Below are 248 nucleotides of genomic sequence, written 5' to 3' on the forward strand. Positions count from 1 at the left end.
GTTACAGGTGTGACAGGTGCGCTCTACCGAGAAGAAGCCCTGCGATACGCGCACACGACCAGCGCCGCCGCATGTCGTACAGGTGACCGGCTGTGTGCCTTTCTTGGCACCGGTTCCGGTGCATTCCTCACAGGAGATCGAGCCCGGAACGCTGATCTGTGCCGTTTTACCGGCATAGGCTTCCTCGAGCGACACTTCCATATTGTAGCGCAGATCTGCGCCGCGCTCACGGCCATTGGTCCGACGGT

The 248-nt window shown here is 60.9% G+C and carries 1 protein-coding gene; it reads right to left on the reverse strand.

Annotated elements, in window-relative coordinates; all coding sequences use genetic code 11:
* Window positions 1–248, reverse strand: a 248-nt coding sequence (locus tag HBA93_RS22545; protein ID WP_353619434.1) for a zinc finger domain-containing protein, incomplete at both ends; no start/stop codon positions are given.

The organism is Ochrobactrum sp. SFR4, from assembly GCF_019730395.1.
Classification (GTDB): domain Bacteria; phylum Pseudomonadota; class Alphaproteobacteria; order Rhizobiales; family Rhizobiaceae; genus Pseudochrobactrum.